The 17,092-nt window shown below is 65.6% G+C and carries 12 protein-coding genes; 8 read left to right on the top strand and 4 right to left on the bottom strand.

Going from position 1 to position 17,092, the window contains the following annotated elements; translation table 11 throughout:
* Nucleotides 1–459: 459 nt before the first annotated feature.
* The 7 genes from L1O02_RS18095 to msrA all read left to right on the top strand — a co-directional run bounded on the left by L1O02_RS18095 (nucleotide 460) and on the right by msrA (nucleotide 8,898).
* Nucleotides 460–1,950 (top strand): NCS1 family nucleobase:cation symporter-1, encoded by a 1,491-nt coding sequence (locus L1O02_RS18095; protein WP_108543110.1) that lies wholly within the window; start codon nucleotides 460–462, stop codon nucleotides 1,948–1,950.
* A gap of 174 nt (nucleotides 1,951–2,124) precedes the next feature.
* Entirely contained in the window at nucleotides 2,125–3,402 is a 1,278-nt protein-coding gene (locus L1O02_RS18090; protein ID WP_108543112.1) for a Zn-dependent hydrolase, read from the top strand.
* A 121-nt stretch (nucleotides 3,403–3,523) separates the two neighbouring features.
* A complete protein-coding gene (locus tag L1O02_RS18085) occupies nucleotides 3,524–4,075 on the top strand; it encodes a hypothetical protein (protein ID WP_231979030.1) in 552 nt (183 codons plus the stop codon).
* Between the two features lie 109 nt (nucleotides 4,076–4,184).
* Complete coding sequence (locus L1O02_RS18080; RefSeq protein WP_060838862.1) at nucleotides 4,185–5,153, top strand: aliphatic sulfonate ABC transporter substrate-binding protein; 969 nt, start codon at nucleotides 4,185–4,187, stop codon at nucleotides 5,151–5,153.
* 150 nt (nucleotides 5,154–5,303) lie between these two features.
* A complete protein-coding gene (locus L1O02_RS18075; RefSeq protein WP_235758440.1) occupies nucleotides 5,304–7,385 on the top strand; it encodes an ATP-binding cassette domain-containing protein in 2,082 nt (693 codons plus the stop codon).
* Complete coding sequence (locus tag L1O02_RS18070; RefSeq protein WP_041117702.1) at nucleotides 7,382–8,437, top strand: glycine betaine ABC transporter substrate-binding protein; 1,056 nt, start codon at nucleotides 7,382–7,384, stop codon at nucleotides 8,435–8,437. Before L1O02_RS18075 ends, L1O02_RS18070 begins: the two co-directional genes overlap by 4 nt.
* An 11-nt stretch (nucleotides 8,438–8,448) precedes the next feature.
* Nucleotides 8,449–8,898, top strand: coding sequence for a peptide-methionine (S)-S-oxide reductase MsrA (gene msrA, locus L1O02_RS18065; RefSeq protein WP_235760258.1), 450 nt, complete (start codon nucleotides 8,449–8,451; stop codon nucleotides 8,896–8,898).
* Nucleotides 8,899–9,152: 254 nt separating this feature from the next.
* On the opposite strand, the gene L1O02_RS18060 is transcribed toward msrA, so the two are convergent.
* The 4 genes from L1O02_RS18060 to L1O02_RS18045 all read right to left on the bottom strand — a co-directional run bounded on the left by L1O02_RS18060 (nucleotide 9,153) and on the right by L1O02_RS18045 (nucleotide 16,445).
* Nucleotides 9,153–9,425 (bottom strand): hypothetical protein, encoded by a 273-nt coding sequence (locus L1O02_RS18060; protein ID WP_232642397.1) that lies wholly within the window; start codon nucleotides 9,423–9,425, stop codon nucleotides 9,153–9,155.
* A gap of 1,240 nt (nucleotides 9,426–10,665) precedes the next feature.
* A complete protein-coding gene (locus L1O02_RS18055; protein ID WP_235758438.1) occupies nucleotides 10,666–12,084 on the bottom strand; it encodes an efflux transporter outer membrane subunit in 1,419 nt (472 codons plus the stop codon).
* Nucleotides 12,068–13,234 carry an efflux RND transporter periplasmic adaptor subunit gene (locus L1O02_RS18050; protein WP_060838866.1) on the bottom strand — a complete coding sequence of 389 codons (1,167 nt, stop codon included), beginning with the start codon at nucleotides 13,232–13,234 and terminating at the stop codon, nucleotides 12,068–12,070. Before L1O02_RS18050 ends, L1O02_RS18055 begins: the two co-directional genes overlap by 17 nt.
* The gene (locus L1O02_RS18045; protein ID WP_235758436.1) at nucleotides 13,224–16,445 is read right to left on the bottom strand and encodes an efflux RND transporter permease subunit; all 3,222 of its coding nucleotides are present in this window, start codon (nucleotides 16,443–16,445) and stop codon (nucleotides 13,224–13,226) included. The genes L1O02_RS18050 and L1O02_RS18045 overlap by 11 nt, the downstream gene beginning before the upstream one ends.
* Before the next feature lie 228 nt (nucleotides 16,446–16,673).
* Here L1O02_RS18045 and L1O02_RS18040 point away from each other — a divergent pair, with 228 nt between their 5' ends.
* On the top strand, nucleotides 16,674–17,078 hold the full coding sequence (locus L1O02_RS18040) for a hypothetical protein (RefSeq protein ID WP_108543130.1): 405 nt from the start codon (nucleotides 16,674–16,676) through the stop codon (nucleotides 17,076–17,078).
* The last annotated feature ends 14 nt before the right edge of the window (nucleotides 17,079–17,092 follow it).

Genomic DNA, 17,092 nt, shown 5'->3' with positions numbered 1-17,092 from the left:
ATTGAAAGTAAACGAATAAAAATCAAAATCCGCAAAATGGTGCGCGCCATCACCATTTTGACGCACTTGACAGGATCGAAAAATAGTCGAGATTTCCTATGTCAAATCAGCCGTTTGAGGAGGCGCTGCGAAGAGCAGAAGACAACTAAGAAAATAACCGTGCACTGCTTTGGGTCCTGATCGAACGGACAACTTGCCAAACACCCGGCCTGAGTGAACCGGCAACTAACCGAAGGCTTCAAAGTTGACTGAATAAAACTGAATCACATCAGTTGTTTACATGGATTCCGCACACTGTGCAGTCGCGTACCCGGCAGTAGTTGGCATCGTTATTGAGTGCCGCCGCAGATCGCTGGCCAGGAGGGCGGAAGTCGTAAGTTCTCCGGCCATCGTCCGGCGCACTGTTCCTGGGTGCGCTGGCCTGATGAGCAAAATAATCAAAAGAACAGTGGAGCGGCCATGCAACAGATCAGATCCCAGGTGACCGAGCGCGCCGGCTTGTACGAGCTGGACGCCGGCAGCGACGTACTCGACAGCCCCCGTTACAACCACGACATCGCACCGACCAAGGTCCAGGAGCGCACCTGGAACAAATGGCACATCACCGCGCTGTGGATCGGTATGTCGATCTGCGTGCCCACCTACACCCTGGGCGGGGTGCTCACCGCCTACTTCGGCCTCAGCGTCGGCGAGGCGCTGCTGGCGATCCTCCTGGCCAACATCGTGGTGCTGATTCCCCTGACCCTCAACGCCTTTGCCGGCACCAAGTACGGCATTCCCTTCCCGGTGCTGCTGCGCTCGTCGTTCGGCATCATCGGCTCCAACGTGCCGTGCCTGATCCGCGCCCTGGTGGCCTGCGGCTGGTTCGGCATCCAGACGATGTTCGGCGGGTTGGCGATCCACCTGTTCCTGGGCTCGATCTTCGAGGGTTGGAAGGCCCTGAGCGGCACCGGCGAGGTGATCGGCTTCATGATCTTCTGGACCCTCAACCTGTGGGTGGTGCTGCGCGGCGCCGAGTCGATCAAGTGGCTGGAAACATTGTCTGCGCCACTGCTGGTGGCAGTGGGCATCGGCCTGCTGGTGTGGGCCTTGCCCAGCGTGTCGCTGACTGAGTTGCTGGCAATCGCGCCCAAGCGTCCCGAGGGCGCCAGCGTCACGGGTTACTTCATGGCCGGGCTCACGGCGATGGTCGGCTTCTGGGCCACCCTGTCGCTGAACATTCCCGACTTCAGCCGCTACGCGAAGAGCCAGAAGGACCAGATCCTCGGGCAGATCTTCGGCCTGCCACTGACCATGTTCCTGTTCGCCGCCCTGGGGGTGGTGATGACCGCCGCCTCGGTGAAGCTGGTGGGGGTCACCGTCTCCGATCCGGTGAGCCTGATCGGTCATATCCAGAGCCCGGGCTGGGTGGCCCTGGCCATGGCGCTGATCATCATCGCCACCTTGTCCACCAACACCGCGGCCAACATCGTCTCGCCCACCAACGACTTCCAGAACCTGGCGCCCAAGCTGATCGGTCGCACCACCGCGGTGATCCTCACCGGCCTGGTGGGGCTGGCGCTGATGGGCCACGAACTGCTGAAAAAGCTCGGCCTGCTGATTTCCGACGTCAGCCTGGAGACCGTGTACTCCAACTGGCTGCTGGGCTACTCCAGCCTGCTGGGGCCGATCGCCGGGATCATGGTGGTGGACTATTTCATCATCAAGAAACAGCGCCTGGACCTGGCCGGCCTGTACCGCGACGACGTCTACCCGGCGTGGAACTGGCACGGTTTCATCGCCTTTGGCGTGCCGGTGGCCCTGACCCTGATGTCCCTGGGCAGCAGCGCCTTCAACTGGTTCTACAGCTACGGCTGGTTCACCGGCTCGGCCCTGGGCGGCTTGATCTACTACGGCCTGTGCAGCCTGCGCAGCCCGCAGGTGGCGACCGTCAAGACCCCGACCCTGTAGGAGCGAGCTTGCTCGCGATGAACGTACAAACAACCCTGTCTCTCTGGGGATTGCGTAACGTCTGCTGGCTAATCGCGAGCAAGCTCGCTCCTGCAGGTGAGCACCGAAAACCGCGAGACTCAAGACGAGCCCGATCTCGTCAACCACAACCAGATAAAGCCTGAGGGGATCACCATGAACGCTGCTGTCGAGGTTCTGCAATCCAGTCACCTGCACATCAACCGCGACCGCCTGTGGCAGTCGCTCATGCAACTGGCCCAGCTCGGTGCCACGGTCAAGGGCGGGGTCTGCCGTCTGGCCCTGACCGACCTCGATCGCCAGGCCCGCGACCTGTTCGTGAAGTGGTGCGAGGAGGCCGGTTGCACGGTCACGGTGGACGGCATCGGCAACATCTTCGCCCGCCGCCCCGGGCGCAATCCGCAGTTGCCACCGGTGATGACCGGCAGCCATATCGACACCCAGCCCACCGGCGGCAAGTTCGACGGCTGCTTTGGCGTGCTGGCTGGGGTGGAAGTGCTGCGCACCCTCAATGACCTCAAGCTGGAGACCGAGGCGCCCCTGGAAGTGGTGGTGTGGACCAACGAAGAAGGCTCGCGCTTCCCGCCGTGCATGATGGGCTCCGGGGTGTTCGCCGAGAAATTCACCCTAGAGGACACCCTGGCCAAGACCGACGCCGAGGGCATCAGCGTCGGCGAGGCGCTGAACGCCATCGGCTACGCCGGTACGCGCCCGGTCAGCGGGCACCCGGTGGGTGCCTATTTCGAGGCGCACATCGAGCAAGGCCCGATCCTGGAAGACGAGCGCAAGACCATCGGTGTGGTGCTGGGCGCCCTCGGCCAGAAGTGGTTCGACCTCAAGCTGCGGGGTGTCGAAGCCCACGCCGGCCCGACCCCCATGCACCTGCGCAAGGACGCCCTGGTGGGCGCTGCCGCGGTGGTGGCCGCGGTCAACCGTGCGGCCCTGGGGCACCAGCCCCACGCCTGCGGCACCGTCGGCTGCCTGCAAGCCTACCCGGGCTCGCGCAACGTGATTCCGGGGGAGGTGCGCATGACCCTGGACTTCCGCCACCTGGAGCCGGAGCGCCTGGATTCGATGATTGCCGAGGTGCGCCAGGTGATCGACAACACCTGCGAAGAGCACGGCCTGAGCTTCGAACTGACCCCCACCGCGGACTTCCCGCCGCTGTACTTCGACCCCGTCTGTGTCGAAGCCGTGCGCGGAGCCGCGCAGGGCTTGGGGTTGTCCCACATGGACATCGTCAGCGGCGCCGGGCACGACGCGATCTTCGTCGCCGAGCTGGGCCCGGCGGGGATGATCTTCGTGCCCTGCGAAGGCGGCATCAGCCACAACGAAATCGAAAACGCCGACCCCGACGACCTGGCCGCCGGCTGCGCCGTGCTGCTGCGGGCCATGCTCGCCGCCTCCCAATCCATCGCCCAGCGCCAACCTTAGGAGTCGGCCTGCCGGCGAAGGGGCCCGCTAGAGGTGGGCCGCCGACGCCTTCGCCGGCAAGGGGCATCGTCAGGTGCTTGGCTGGCGTACACTGGCGAACTTTTCGCACGGGATGTCGACTATGCACAGGATGGCGCTTTGTCTGGCCCTGGCTCTGAGCCTGGGGGGGTGTATCGATTACAAATGGGGCCACGACTGGAAGGCCGACAGCCTCGGCGGTTGGCAGGACGCCAGCAAGGGAAGCTATGACCAGGGCACCTCGTTCAAGCTGGCCTGCGGCCCCGAGCCGCTGTATGTGAAGCTGACCTCCGCGCCGTCCCACCACCTGATGTCGCTGCTGTTCATCCCCCTGGTCCCGGCGGCCACCGGCGATGACAACCATCTGAGCATCAACGCCCGCCACCCCAGCCTCTCGGCCTGTTCGGCAGCGCAGAACCCCCTGGTGATCAAACTGGACAACCGGGTGATCAGCCATATCGGCTACGCGGCAGGTGACCAGGCGGGCAGTTGCGAGCTGCGGCTGGACGAGCGCGAGTTGCAGGGCGAGCGGGTGTCGATCGAAGTCAATCAGGCCGTGCTGCCTTGCGCCGTGGCACCGCTGACCTTGAAGAAAAACGGCTTCTTCTGCCTGCGCAAAACCGAGTTCGGCGGTTCCAAGCCTTGTGACCGTTAGGGGGGGTCGGTCGCACGAACCTAAGCTAATTCCTAAAAAGTATTTATTTTCGATTTATTAGATCGATTAGCTTTTAGCGACTGTCCTGTCTCCGAGAAGGTTCGCCCCCATGCGCCTGCCCTTTGCTTTGCGTCGTAGCTTGTCGATTACCGCCCTGGCCGGTCTGGCGCTGGGCATGGCCCTCAATGCCCAGGCCGATACCGACCTGCGCATCGGCTACCAGAAATCCTCGACCCTGCTGGCGCTGCTCAAGGCCCAGGGCACCCTGGAAAAACAACTGGCGGGGCAGGGCGTCAACATCACCTGGCACGAGTTCACCAGCGGCCTGCCGTTGGCGGAGTCGCTGAACGTGGGCAATGTCGACATCAGTGCCGATGTCGCCGACACGGTGCCGGTCTTCGCCCAGGCCGCCGGGGCTCAGCTGACCTATTTCGCCACGGAAACCCCATCGCCGGCGGCTCAGTCCATCGTCATCCCCAAGGATTCACCGCTCAAATCCCTGGCCGACCTCAAGGGCAAGCGCATTGCCGTGACCAAGGCCGCCGGCAGCCATTACCTGCTGATCGCCGCCTTGCGCGAAGCGGGTTTGAGCTTCGCTGATATCCAGCCGGTGTACCTGACCCCGGCCGATGGCCGCGCGGCCCTGGAAACCGCCAAGGTCGATGCCTGGGTCACCTGGGAGCCCTTCGTCGCCAGCGCCCAGCGCCAGCAGGGCGCGCGGGTGCTGCACGACGGCCAGGGGCTGGCCAGTTACCGCCGCTATTACCTGGCCTCCAATGACTACGCCAAGGCCCATCCCGAGGTGCTGAACCAGGTGTTCGCCGAGTTGCAGAAGACCGGCGCCTGGGTCAAGGCACACCCGAGCGAGGCGGCCAAACTGCTGGGCCCGCTGTGGGGCAACCTGGACGTGCCGACGGTAGAGCTGGCCAACAGCCGCCGCACCTACCAGGTGGAAGCGGTCAAGCCCGACGCCCTGGGCGAGCAGCAGAAAATCGCCGATGCCTTCTACCAGGAAAAGCTCTTGCCCAAGCCGGTGGATGCCCGGGCCGTGCAGTTGTGGAGCCCCAAGAAGTTGTGATCGCTGGTTAGATTGCCTTCGCTGGCAAGCCAGCTCCTACATGCACCACGCGATGCCGTTGTAGGAGCCGGCTTGCCGGCGAACAGGTCCCCCCCTTTTTTCTTGTTCACCGCCGGTTACGCCATCCCGCGCCCGGCGTCAGGAGTTCCCGTGTCTGCCGTTCACCCCCAAGAGGCTTTCGCCGTCTCAGCCTCAGCCGCCACGCCACCGAGCCCCGCCGACGTGGTGCTGGAGTTGCGCAACCTGACCAAGCACTACACCCGCCGCCGTGGCCAGAGCGCGCCGCCAGCGGTGCAGCAGGTCAGCCTGCAGGTGCGCCGTGGCGAAGTGCTGTGCCTGATGGGCACCTCCGGCAGCGGCAAGTCCACCTTGCTGCGGCATATCAACCGGCTGATCGAGCCCAGCAGTGGCGAGGTGCTGATCGACGGTTCGGCCATCAGCCAACTCTCGGCCCAGGAACTGCGTACCCTGCGTTCCCGGCGCATCGGCATGGTCTTCCAGCACTTCGGCCTGCTGCCCCATCGCAGCGTGCGCGACAACGTCGCCTTGCCCCTGGAGCTGCGCGGCGAGCCCGAGGCCCTGCGTCACGCCGCAGCGGATGTGCAGTTGCAGGCCATGGGCCTGGACGGCTGGGGCGAGCACTATCCCCATGAACTGTCCGGAGGCATGCAGCAGCGGGTCGGGCTGGCCCGGGCGCTGGTCAGCGAGCCGGACATCCTGCTGATGGACGAACCCTTCAGCGCCCTGGACCCGACCATTCGCCGCGACCTGCAAAGCCACTTTCTGCGGGTGGTACGCGAGCGCGGCATCACCACCTTGCTGGTGACCCACGACCCGGCCGAAGCCCTGCGCCTGGCGGACCGCATTGCCGTATTGCGCCACGGCCAGCTGATTCAACTGGGCACCCCCGCCGAACTGCTGGAGCAGCCGGCGGATGCCGAAGTGGCGGACTTCTTCCAGGAGCACGGTGCCCGCAGCGCTGCGCCTGCGGTGGCGGCGATTGCCCCGCACCCGCGCGCGACGACCCCGGCTCCGGCCCCGGTCAGCCCCGGGCTGTCCCTGGCCCAGGCCCTGCTGCTGGGGCCCGCGGCCCTGGCCGCCAGCGGTCGCGGTAGCCTGTACTGGCTGGGCTTTGCCCTGGAGCTGGGCGCCGCCGCAGCCTTGGGGCAGGGGCTGGCCACGGCCGGTTTCGCCTGGGTCGCCTTGGCGCTCATCGGTTTGCTGTCCAGCCGCCTGTTGAGTGTGACCCTGGCCCGTCGCCCCAGCCGCTTGGGCCGTTCCGACTGGCGCCTGCCGTGGCTGGTGTTGCTGCTGTCCCAGGCCCTGGTGCTGTGGCGGGTACTGGCCGCCGATGCCTCGGGCCCCTGGCTGCAGTTTCCCGCCGACCGCCAAGTGCTGCTGGGCACCGCGGCAGCCATCGACCAGTTGATCGGCTGGTCCCAGGTCACCTTTGAAAGCAGCTTTGTCGGCGTGATAGTCGCCGTGCGCACGGTGATCGAAAGCATCGAAAGCCTGCTGGGCTGGCTGCCCTGGCCGGTGCCGGCCCTGGCCCTGGTGCTGCTGGCCTGGCGCAGCGCCGGCGCCGCCCTGGCCCTGACCAGCGCCGCGGCCTTGCTCTACATCGGCCTGTTCGGCTTCTGGGAACGGACCATCGCCACCCTGGCCCTGGTGGGTTCCTCGGTGCTGATCTCGCTGTTGATCGGCGTGCCCGCCGGCATCCTCCTGGCCAAGCGCGCCCTGGCCCGGCGCCTGATCACTCCCTTGCTGGACGTGATGCAGACCCTGCCGACCTTCGTGTACCTGATCCCGGCGGTGGCGTTCTTCTCGGTGGGCAAGACCCCGGCGGTGATCGCCACGGTGATCTTCGCCCTGGCGCCGATGATCCGCCTCACCGCCCTGGGGATTCAGGAAGTGCCCAAGACCGCCGTCGAAGCGGCCCTGGCCCACGGCGCCACGCCGTGGCAGATCCTGACCAAGGTCGAGCTGCCCCTGGCGGCCGGCTCGCTGCTGCTGGGGATCAACCAGACCCTGGTGATGAGCTTGTCGATGGTGGTGGTGGCGGCGCTGATCGGCGCCGGTGGCCTGGGCTACGACGTGATGACCGCGCTGCGCAACATCAAGGGCGGCGAGGGCATGTTGGCCGGCGCCGCGATCGTGTTCTGCGCGCTGATTCCCGATCGAATCATTCAAGCGACCCTGCGCCAGCGGGATCGCACATTGCATCAATCATGAGGTGTCCCTTGAACAAGTCGTTTACCCGTACCCTTGGCGCCGCCGCGCTGTTGTTGGGTCTGTCCCTGCCGGTGCTGGCCAAGGACAAGATCGTCATTGGCGAACAGAACTGGACCGGCGCCATCGCCATCCAGAACATCCTTGGCGAAGTGATCAAGAGCCGCCTCGACGGCGACGTTTCCTACCTCGCCGGTGACGTACCGGTGCTGTTTGCTGCTGCCGCCAAGGGCGACGGCTCGGTGGACGTGCTGACCGACATCTGGCTGCCCAACCAGTCCGCCGCCTGGGCCAAGTACGTCACCGGCGGCACCCGCTCCCTGGTGCCCAACAAGCAGCCGTACCTGGGGGTGCAAGGCTTCTACATTCCCGGTTACCTGCAAGATAAATACGGCGTGAAGTCGGTCTACGACCTGCAAAAGCCCGAAGTGGCGAAACTCTTCGAACCCCTGGGCGGCGGCAAGGCCCAACTGCTGGTGGGCCCGGCGGGCTGGGAGTCCACCTACATCGGCCAGATCAAGGCCAAGGATTTTGGCTTTGCCGATAAATTCGAATCGGTGTCCACCGAAGCCTCGGTGACCTACGCCAAGCTCGCCGCGGCCTACAAGGCCCAGCGCGGCGTGGTGTTCTACGCCTACACCCCGGACTGGATCTTCTCCGCCTTCGACCTGCGCCGCCTGGATGAACCGGCGTTCGACGGCTACGCCCAGGACAACAAGAAGGGCGACCCGCTGTACAAGGCCGACGGCTGCTGGAAATTCATCAGCCCCACGGTGGACGCCGACTGGCTGAGCAAGAGCAAGATCACCTGCGCCTACCCGGATGCCCGGGTGTATGTCCTGGCGTCCAGCGCTTTGCAAAAACGCGCACCACGGATCGCCGCGTTCCTGGAGAACTTCAGCATCGAACCCCAGGCCTTGAACGACCTGATCCTCAAGATCGAAAAGGAACAGCAACCGGCGGCGCAGGCGGCCAAGGAATGGGTCGCCGCGCACCCGCAGATCGTTGATGGCTGGCTGGGTGCCAGCGGTGAAAAAGTGGGAGTGGCGCAATGAGTGGGGCGCCGGTGAACAGCCTCGAGCAAGCGACCTTCGGCGCCGGCTGCTTCTGGGGCGCGGAAGCCGCGTTCCGGGCGCTGCCGGGCGTTATCGACAGCCGCGTCGGCTACGCCGTGGAAGCGGCGGACGAAGCCTTGCAGATAGAAGTGGTGCAGGTGGATTTCGACCCGCAGGTGCTGACCTATACCAGCCTGATCGAACACTTCTGGGGCCTGCACGATCCCACTTCGGTGGATCGCCAGGGCGAACATGGCGGGGTGAAATATCGCTCGGCGATCTTCCACACCAACGCTGTGCAGGCCGCACAGGCGAGGGCGGCCAAGACCGCCCTGCAAGACTCCGGACGCCTCAATAAACCCGTGGCCACTGTGATCGTGCCCCTGGGCCGCTTCGAGTTGGCGGATGAAGCGCACCAGCGTTACCTGGAGAAGAATGGCTTGAGCAGTTGCCATATCTAGAAGCTGCAAGCTGCAAGCTGCAAGCCGCAAGCTTGGAGCTTGGAGCTTGGAGCTTGGAGCTTGGAGCTTGCAGCTTGGAGCTTGCAGCTTGGAGCTCGGAGTCTTAGTTGCTGCCTGCTCTTCGTGGCGAGGGAGCTTGCTCCCGCTGGGCTGCGCAGCGGCCCCAAACCCTGATGACGCGGTGCATCAGGATGTATGGGGTTGAGGCCCAATCGGGAGCAAGCTCCCTCGCCACAGGTCCGCGAATAGGGTTGCTACGCGACTCGCCACTGAATCACTTCCAGCACTGCGCAGCCTTCTCGTGTCAGCAGGTGCACGCCACGGGTGATGCGGGTCAGGTCGCAATCGCTGATGTCTTTCAGTTCCAGGGTGGAGAGGCTGTCCATCAGGTCGCGGACCACGGTGAAACGGTGAGCGGCGCTGCTGGCCAGGTCGCTCAAGGGGGCTTGGGTGTCGAGGTAGAACACCGGGTGTTCGGTGTCGTGGGTGTCGATGGGGGTGAAGCGAGGGAGGTGATGGTCAGTCATAGCTGCGGCTCCTTTTTCAGAGCAGTCACCTTTTTCGCCGATTGGGAGGAGTAGGGCGGTAGTACGCGGAAAGACTGGCCGGAGACAGGACAGCAGTGCACCAGAAGGTGTCCCGCGCATCACCGTCATGTCCCTCGATCACTGGCGCAAAAAGCGACTGCAATGATGGTTTGATAGTCGATGCGTTCCTATATTCGACCGGCCAAGGTCGCTCGCGGATTGGGTTGCGAGTGGGGACTATAGGAGCGACGTCATAGCGCTGCAACAGGGTGGTTGGGGAGATGTTTGAGCGCTTGTTTCGTGGTGTTGGTGGCTGGTTTTGCTGGGGGGCATATCCGTTGCTGCGGGTGTAGCGGCTGGCGGTTTTGTCTTTGTGGCGAGGTTGACGGGGTACATATTCGTTGCTGCGGTCATGGCCACTTAGGGTTTCGCCCTTACGGCGAGTCCCTTTTGTCAAACGCCGGAGTGCCGGCCCAGCAAAAAGGAACCAAAAGGGCTTGCCCCTCCATACGGCCCCTCGCTGGGGCTCGGGGTTCCCTCGCTTCGGAATTGCTCCGGGGGCCCTGGCCGGGTGGCGGCTAGCTCGGCATCCATGCCGAGCTGCCCCCTATGCAACGCCTACGCTCGGCCTGCTGGGAAGGGGCCGGAAGATCAAGATCAAGATCAAAAGCCAAAGCCAAGGTGCGCAGGCCGGCTCCTTGTAGCCGCTGCCGAAGGCTGCGAACGAGCGCTCGCGCTCGCAAAACCAGGCGGCGCGGTATGCCAGGAGCATTGGGGATGCAGGTTTAGCGTCTCCTGCTGAGCCGTTCGCAGCCTGCGGCAGCGGCTACAGAGTATGTGCGTTCTGTAGCCGCTGCTGAGCCTGCGAAGCTGCGACAAGGTCCGCAGGACCTTCGACCATCCCAAGAGCAGCATCGCCCTGTGAAGGACAAATGAAACAAGGTCGGCCGGTAGGCCGCCGTCAGATGTTGATCTTCCTGCCCCCTGAGACACGATGGCCGGAGCTCGAGCATGCCTCGCTAGGCGAGGCTCCGAGTGGAGGGGCAGAAGCCTTTGGTGACTTTGGGCTGGGTCGAGATTCCGGCTTTTCCAAAGTGACTCGCTGTAAGAGCGAAACCATAAGCCGCCGTTACCGCAGCAACGGATATGGACTCCCGACAAATAGCGAACACAGATTTCACGACCGCTACGCAGTCGAGCGGGAGCAAGCTCCCTCGCCACAAGGTTTGCGCTTCAGGTTTCAAGCCCCACCGTTCCACCCTCCGCCTAACGCCACCACCAACCCCACACTGGCCTGCAACTCCCGGGTCTGCAGCGCCTGCAACCCCCGTTGTGCCTGCAAGGCTGCAGTCTGCGCCGTCACCACATCCAGGTAACTCACCGCCCCGGCCTGATAGCTGTTCATGGCCAAGGTCTGGGTATGCAGCGCCGCATTCACCGCTGCCTGTTGGTCCAGCGCCTCCTGGTGCAAGTCCCGCAGTTGCCCGAGGTTATCCTCCACCTCCCGAACCGCTCGCAGCACTTGCCCGCGGTAATGGGCGGCGGCTTCTTCGAACTCGGCATGGGCCTGGCGTTCATTGGCGCTCAGCCGCCCGCCATCAAAGATCGGCAGGTTCATCAGGGGGCCCAGGGCCCAATAGCGATTGCCCGCCGACAGCAGGTTGCCCACGCCCTGGGTCTGCCCGCCGAGCATGCCGGTCAGGCTGAAATCCGGGTACCAGGCGGCGCGGGCGATGCCGATGCCGGCATTGGCGGCGTACACCCGGCGTTCGGCGGCGGCAATGTCGGGTCGGCGTTGCAGCAGGGTGCTGGGCAGTTGCTGGGGAATACTCGGCAGGCTCAGCAGCCGCGAAGAGGGCGCCAGGCTGAAGCGGCTGGCCGGTTCGCCCACCAGTTCGCCAATCGCATGTTCGGTGAGGTTGCGCTGGGCGCGCACTTCGTCCAGTTCCGCCTCGGCGCTGGCCAGTTGGCTCTGGGCCCGGGTCAGGTCCAGTTCCGAGGCGATCTGCCCCTGATAGCGGTCGCGGGTCAGTTGCAGGGCCTGGGCGTAATCCTCCAGGGAACGGCTCAGGATCCGGCTCTGGGCATCCAGGCCGTTGAGTTGCACATACAGGCTCGCCAGCTGTTTTTGCAGGCTCAGGCGCGCCGCCGCCAGGTCGTCGCCGGAGGCCTGGGCCTGGGCATCGCCGGCTGCGGCTTGATTGCGGATTCGGCCCCAGAGGTCGAGGTCGAAGCTCAGGGCAAAACCGGCGCTGTTGCTGTTGTAGATCGACGGTTGCGTGCTGCCGCGCAGGGGGCGGCTGTCCGACTGGCGCTGGCGCAGCGGTTGGGCGCTGGCGCTGATCTGCGGGAACAGCCCAGCATGCAGTTGGCTGGCGTAGGCCTGGGCGCCGTCGTAGTGGGCCAGGGCCGCCGCCAGATCCGGGTTGGCTCGGAGCAGGCGTTGTTGCAGGTCATCCAGCTGCGGGTCCTGGTACAGCCGCCACCAGTGCTCGGCGAGGCCCTGGGGCGCGGCGGCCGGGTGCCAGGGGCCGTCGCTGCTCTGTTCGCGGTAGTGCGCCGGCAGGTCGATGGCCGGCACCTGGTAATGGGGCGCCAGGGAGCAGCCGTGCAGGGCCAGCACCAGCAGGGCGGCGAGGGGCTTAAGCCTTGGGCGCATGCTCACCTCCGGCGTCGGCCAGTTGCACCAGGTCACCTTCGCGCAGGGCGTCCGGCGGGTTGTCGATGACGTGATCGCTGGCTTGCAGGCCCTGATCGATCACCAGTCGCTCGCCCAGGTCCAGGCCAATATGGATGCTGCGCAGGTGCACGCGCTTGGCACTGTCGATCACCGCCACTTGGGTGCCCTGGGCACGGAAGATCAGCGCGCTGGCGGGGATGCTCACGCCGTGGGTGTCGGCAGGGATCGCCAGGGTGGCTTCGGCATAGTCGCCGGGCAGCAATGCGCCGTCGGGGTTGGCGGCGACGAACTGCGCCAGCAGGGTGCCGGAGCGCGGGTCGATGGCGGTGGAGTCGCCCACCAGTTGCGCGCTGAAGTGCTGGCCCGGGTGCTCGGGCACGGTCAGTTGCGCTTGCAGGCCGGGGCGGATCACGCTGGCGTAGTTCTGCGGAATCGGCACGTAGAGCCGCAGCTTGTGGGTGTCCGCCAGGTCGAACAGCTCCGGGTCGCTGTCGTTGTCGGCCTTGATCAACTGGCCGATGTCGGTGTGGCGGGCGGTGATGGTGCCGGCGAAGGGCGCGCGAATGGTCTTGTAGTCTTCCAGCGCCGTGAGCCGTGCGTAGTCGGCGGCGGCTGCCTGGGCATTGGCCTTGGCCGCGGCGGCGTTGGAGCTTTTTTCATCGGCCTCCTGGCGCGACACCGAGTGGCTGGCCAAAAGGTGCTGCCAGCGCTCGGCGGTGGTCTGCGCCAGCCTTGCATTGGCCTGCTGCTGGATCATCCGCGCCCGGGCCTGGGCCACTTGCTGGTCCAGGTCGGGGCTGTCGATATGGGCCAGTACCTGCCCGGCGGCCACCTTGGCGCCGATGTCCTGGCTCCAGTCCTTGAGGTAGCCGCTGACCCGGGCGTGGATCGGCGCCTTGCTCCAGGCTTCCAGGTGCGCCGGCAGGCGCAGGGTGTCGCCCAGCAGGTTGTGCTGCGGCTGGAACACCAGCACCTGCGGCACGGCGGCGGTTTCGGTCCAGGCGACCACGGCCCGTTCATGTCGGGTGCGCGCCGCCAGGCCGCTGGCGACCAGCAGCGCGGCCAGGCTCAGGCCGCCGATGCCCAGGAGCATCAGGCGTTTGCGCGAAGGGGTGTGATCAGGCGACATGGGTGTTTTCTCCAACGACAGCGGATTGGGGGTGACGGCCGTGGACCAGGCTGAAGACCACGGGGACAAAGATCAGGGTGGCGACGGTGGCGAGCAGCAGCCCGCCGATTACCGCGCGGCCCAGGGGCGCGTTCTGTTCCTCGGACAGGGCCAGGGGCAGCATGCCGATGATCATCGCCAGGGCGGTCATGCACACCGGGCGAAAGCGCGTGTAGCCGGCTTCCAGGGCGGCCTTGAGGGCGTCGCCATGTGCCGCCAGGCGCTCGCGGCAGAAGCTCACCACCAGGATCGAGTTGGCGGTAGCCACCCCCATGCACAGGATGGCCCCGGTCAGCGCCGGCACCGACAGCGAGGTGCCGCTCAGGAACAGCATCCAGACGATCCCGGCCAGGGCCGCCGGCAGGGCGGTGATGATCACGAACGGATCGACCCAGGACTGGAAGTTGACCACGATCAGCAGGTAGATCAGCACCACCGCCCCCAGCAGGCCCAGGCTCAGGCCGCTGAAGGCTTCGTGCAGGGTGTCGATCTGCCCGTGCAGGCTGACCGTGGCGCCCTTGGGCCGCAGGGCCGCGGCGTCGTCCAGGACCTTTTGCATGTCGTGGGCCACGGCGCCGAGGTCGCGCCCCTGCACGTTGGCGTACAGGTCCAGGGTCGGCTGGATGTTGTAGTGGCTGACCACCGCCGGGCTCTCGACCCGGGAGATGTCCGCCAGGCCGCCGAGGATCTGCGACTGGCCGTTGCTGCCGGTGACCGGCAGCGCCTCCAGGGCCGGCAGGCTGTCCAAGCGGTACTGCGGGGTGGCGGCGACGATGGAGTAGGACACGCCGTTCTTCGGGTTGAGCCAGAAGGTCGGCGCCACCTGGGAGCTGCCGGCGAGCGAGGCCACCATGCTGTTGGTCACGTCGCGCTCGGTGATGCCCAGGCCGTTGGCCCGCAGGCGGTCGACCTTGACCTGCAAGGACGGGTAGCCGGTGGACTGCTGGATGCGCAGGTCGGCGATGCCCGGTACATGTTGCAGGCGCCGTTGCAGTTCCAGGGCGAAGGCGCGGTTGGCTTCGGCGTTGGGCCCGGAGATTTTCACGTCCAGCGGGGCCGGGGCGCCGAAGTTGAGAATCTGGCTGCTGATGTCCGCCGGCAGGAAGGCGAACTGACTGCCGGGGAAGCTTTCCGGCAGTGCTTCGCGCAGCTGTTTCACGTAGTCGGCGCTGGGTGCGTGGCCCGGTTTGAGGGTGACCTGGATATCACCGTCCTGGGGGCCGATGGTGCCGCTGTTGCTGTAGGCCATGTCGATGCCGCTCAGGGGGATGCCGATGTTGTCGATGATGCTGTCCAGTTGCTCGGCCGGGATCACTTCGCGGATGCGCGCTTCGATGCGGTCGAAGGCCGCCGCGCTTTCCTCGATCCGCGTACCCAGGGGCAGGCGCACGTGCAGGGCCAGGGCCCCGGCGTCGGTGGCGGGGAAGAAGTCCTGGCCCAGGCTCGGCAGCAGGGCGAAGGAGGCCAGCACGCAGGCCAGGAAACCGAGGATGAAGGTCTTGCGCCGGCCCAGGGCCAGGTGCAGCAGGCCGTGGTAGGTGTCGCGCACGTTGGAGAAGCGCGCCTCGAAACCCTGCTGCAAGGCCAGCAGCCCGCGCACCAGGGCGCTGCGCGGCTTGGCGTGCTGTTCGCCTTCGTGGTGGTTGATGAAGGCGTCTTCCGGGTGATGCCCGGGCCCGGCTTCCGGCGCGTGGGGCTTGAGCAGGTACAGGGCCAGTGTGGGCACCAGGGTCCGCGAAAGGATGAACGAGCTGGCCATGGCGAAGATCACCGCCAGGGCCATGGGCCGGAACAGGTAACCGGCGATGCCCTGCAGCAGGAACATCGGCACGAAGACGATGCAGATGCACAGCAGCGAGACGAAGGCCGGGCCGACGATCTGCTTGGCGCCGTCGAGGATCGCCTGCTTCACCGCCTTGCCCTGTTCCAGGTGCCAGTTGATGTTCTCGATGGTCACCGTGGCGTCGTCCACCAGGATCCCCACCGCCAGGGCCAGGCCGCCCAGGGTCATGACGTTGAGGGTCTGGCCGCTGAGCGCCAGCAGGGCAATCGCGGAAAGCACCGCCAGGGGAATCGAGGCGGCGATGATCAATGTCGAGCGCCAGCTACCGAGGAACAGCAGGATCATCGCGCTGGTCAGCAGGGCGGCGATGATGCCTTCCCGGGCCACGCTGCCCACCGATTGCTTGACGAACACCGAGGCGTCCCCCAGCAGCGAAGTCTTCAGGGCCGGCGGCAGGGTTTCGTTGATCCGCGGCAGCATCTGGCGGATGCCGTCGACGATCGACAGGGTGGAGATGTTGCCGTTCTTCAGCGCTGGCATCAGCACCGCGCGGCGTCCGTCGACCCGCACGATATTGGTCTGCGGCGGCGAGCCGTCGCGCACGTGGGCCACCTGGCCGATGGTGATCAGCGCACCGTCCACGGTCTTGATCGGCAGGTCGTTGAGCTCGTCGATGGCGGTCGGGCTGTTGTTCAGCAGCACCGTGTATTCATCGCCGCCGAGCTTGGCGGTGCCCACCGGGATGATCTGGTTCTGCGCCGCCAGGGCATTGCCCACGTCCTGGGCCGACAGGCCCTTGGCGGCCAGGGCTTGCGGGTCCAGGTCGAGGGTGATCTGCCGCTGCTTGCCGCCCATGGGCGTGGGCATGGCCAGCCCCGGCAGCGAGCTCAGGGGCAGGCGGATGTTGTTCTGCACCAGGTCGCGGATCTTCGCCTCCGACAGGGTCGGGCTGGAAAACGCCAGCTGCAGGATCGGCACCGTCGAGGCGCTGTAGTTGAGGATCAGCGGCGGGGTGATGCCCGGCGGCATCTGCTTGAGCACGGTTTGTGACACCGCGGTCACCTGGGCGTTGGCGGTGCGGATATCGACCCCGGGCTGGAAGAAGATCTTGACGATGCCCATGCCCGGCAGCGACTGCGATTCGATGTGCTCGATGTCGTTGACCGTGGTGCTCAGGGAGCGCTCGTAGGTGTAGATCACCCGGCCGGCCATGGCGTCCGGCGACAGGCCGTTGTACTGCCAGACCACCGCCACCACCGGGATGCCGATGTCGGGAAACACGTCGGTGGGGGTACGCAGGGCCGCCAGGGGCCCGATGATGCAGATGAATATCGCCAGCACGATGAACGTGTAGGGCTTGAGCAGTGCGGTCTTGACCAGCCCGAGCATGCCGAAAACCTCCGAGGGAGTGGGATTGCAAACCTCGGCAGCCTGCAGCGACCCACCTAACACGCGGCTTTCAGCCAGGTGAAGGAAGTTTTAGGTAAGGCCTGAATTTCCTTTCATGTGGATTCATTTGTTCTCGCGCCCGGGCCTCGACAAGCTTGATGGCCATCGACGCAGCCGATTTTTTCCGGCCGGCGTCGCACCTGTTTCTGTCACTTGCGAGGTTTTTTCATGTCCCTCAAACCGCTGTTGCTGCTGCCGGGCCTGGGCCTGGCGTGCCTGCTCTCGGCCTGTGCCGGGCCCGTGCCCAAGGCCGATCCGCAGCAGGCCTGGATCGATCTTTCCGCGGAGTCGCCCAACGATTTGCTGGCCGACAGCGTCGACGGCAAGCGCCTGAACGATGGCCGCTACTTTCAGGTCAGCCCGGGCCAGCACCGCTTGCAGATGGCCCTGTTGCAAGGGGCCAACGGCAACTCGGCGCAGCCCGAGTGCCTGGGACGCCTGGACTACGCAGGGTTCAAGGCGGGTGGGCATTACCAACTGCTGGAGTCGAGCCAGGGCCAGGACGTGAGCGTCGCCCTGGTGGATGCCCAGGGCCGGCCAGTGGCCCGGAGCCAGCCGTTCAGTTGCCTGTAAACGCCTTTTTTCGA

This window comes from Pseudomonas sp. BC42, from assembly GCF_021560055.1.
In the GTDB taxonomy this organism is placed as follows: Bacteria; Pseudomonadota; Gammaproteobacteria; order Pseudomonadales; family Pseudomonadaceae; genus Aquipseudomonas.
Note: the sequence above shows the minus strand (reverse complement) of the source record. Positions and strands in the feature narration are given on the sequence as shown.

Coding starts and splice junctions, on each gene's coding strand:
- L1O02_RS18080 (WP_060838862.1), top strand. CDS start 4,185: ATGCGCCTGCCCTTTGCTTTGCGTCGTAGCTTGTCGATTACCGCCCTG.
- L1O02_RS18085 (WP_231979030.1), top strand. CDS start 3,524: ATGCACAGGATGGCGCTTTGTCTGGCCCTGGCTCTGAGCCTGGGGGGG.
- L1O02_RS18090 (WP_108543112.1), top strand. CDS start 2,125: ATGAACGCTGCTGTCGAGGTTCTGCAATCCAGTCACCTGCACATCAAC.
- L1O02_RS18045 (WP_235758436.1), bottom strand. CDS start 16,445: ATGCTCGGGCTGGTCAAGACCGCACTGCTCAAGCCCTACACGTTCATC.
- L1O02_RS18055 (WP_235758438.1), bottom strand. CDS start 12,084: ATGCGCCCAAGGCTTAAGCCCCTCGCCGCCCTGCTGGTGCTGGCCCTG.
- L1O02_RS18095 (WP_108543110.1), top strand. CDS start 460: ATGCAACAGATCAGATCCCAGGTGACCGAGCGCGCCGGCTTGTACGAG.
- L1O02_RS18060 (WP_232642397.1), bottom strand. CDS start 9,425: ATGACTGACCATCACCTCCCTCGCTTCACCCCCATCGACACCCACGAC.
- L1O02_RS18050 (WP_060838866.1), bottom strand. CDS start 13,234: ATGTCGCCTGATCACACCCCTTCGCGCAAACGCCTGATGCTCCTGGGC.
- L1O02_RS18070 (WP_041117702.1), top strand. CDS start 7,382: ATGAGGTGTCCCTTGAACAAGTCGTTTACCCGTACCCTTGGCGCCGCC.
- L1O02_RS18040 (WP_108543130.1), top strand. CDS start 16,674: ATGTCCCTCAAACCGCTGTTGCTGCTGCCGGGCCTGGGCCTGGCGTGC.